We start from the raw sequence: 1,462 nt of genomic DNA, 5'->3' as shown, positions 1-1,462 counted from the left end.
AATACTATTTTTGTTCTGCCCAAACCTTGCACTCTGATTCAACTTTAAATCATTAGGTGGAATTTTTTTCGAAAATTTGTTTTTAATATATAACTTCACTTGCGATTCAAATAACTCAAGCGTGTGCCTATCGAGATACGACGGCAATAGACTAGGATATCGTTTATATACATCTAGAGCATACTTAAAACTCTTGAAAACATTTGCCTTGTCATCTAAACTCGCATTTGCATCAGCCCATTTAAATTTAAGCCCTTCGAACAAAGAGAAAAAGCCATACTCATCACTATTTTCTAAAGCCTCATCTTCAGATATAGAAAAAACTTCATTACTAATAGGATATTTATCATCCCAAGCTTTTGAAAATCCAGCACCTAAAAAAACACATACTCTTCGCCCTTTGATTTTTGGCTTCAGTTGAGAAAAAGCTGTAATTTCTAAATTGTTTGGTGTTGAAAAATCACCATCATAAGGAAAGTTAGTCATGTTTTTCTCGCGCTTAGTTTTTTGTACCAAGAAAAGCTGGAACCAATCCAAATTCACCACGCAAATATTTTGCGGAGACCTTAGCATCTTTCCTTACAGAAAACTCCGCAGCATTGGCTATTATCGATGACTTAGACGAATCTTTAACTATTATATTAAGCTCATCCCTTCTAAAACCCTCATCTAACAAAGGAATGTTATGTGTAGACATAATAAATTGGACTCCATTCTCTTTACAAGTCTTATCAAATATTTTTCTTATTAAAGCACTTGCTAATGAATAATGTATAGAGGAGTCTATTTCATCAACATAAAGTGTAAAATTGTATTCACTCGCCCAAATCAATATTGCTAAGAATGTTAAAACATTAAGCGTCCCTTGGGAAAAGAACTCATCCCTCCTATCAGGTCCAATTCGAGTAAAATCGCCATCGTCATTTTTTATCAGATAAACAAATTTATATTCATTATCTTCACCAAACCTTACAAAGTCGACCTTATCAATATGAAGAGGAGATTGTATAACCATATCATTATAAGTTTTTATAATCCTCTGGCCACTTTCGTTTAATTTTTCATTCCCTTCATCGCCCAATAACTGTCGTCTAAGTTGTCCTTCGACAAACTTCAAGCTCGGGTTTTTGAATTTCTCAGAGTAATATGGCAATTGCTTTAAAGCCCAACGTCTAGTCTGAACAAGTGCATCGATCTCTAATGACACAGCAAAAGTGATAACAGCTCCGCTTTCTCTTAAGACCGGTCCAATCAATGATTCATATTTTTTAAACTCGGTCTTTTTGAATACGACCCCATTTTTATCGCGCGTAAAAATGCACTGTTCTCTTGCTCCTTTTTTTATGGGCCTAACATATAAGTATTCATCTACAATAACTTCGTTCAGAACTGAAACACCGTAACGAATGAAATTATCTTGTTCTTCATCAATCAATATTGCTTCGTATGAGGTAGGTTTATT

2 protein-coding genes are annotated in these 1,462 nt (G+C 34.3%); both read right to left on the bottom strand.

Annotated features, from left to right (window positions below; translation table 11 throughout):
• The coding region (locus HP459_RS22910; protein ID WP_216661722.1) for a hypothetical protein at positions 1 to 486 on the bottom strand (486 nt) is incomplete at its 3' end.
• A 13-nt stretch (positions 487 to 499) separates the two neighbouring features.
• Positions 500 to 1,462, bottom strand: a 963-nt coding sequence (locus tag HP459_RS22905; protein ID WP_216661721.1) for an AAA family ATPase, incomplete at its 5' end; no start/stop codon positions are given.

Origin of the sequence: Enterobacter sp. CM29, assembly GCF_013179605.1 — a bacterium.
Classification (GTDB): domain Bacteria; phylum Pseudomonadota; class Gammaproteobacteria; order Enterobacterales; family Enterobacteriaceae; genus Enterobacter; species Enterobacter intestinihominis.
Note: the sequence above shows the minus strand (reverse complement) of the source record. Positions and strands in the feature narration are given on the sequence as shown.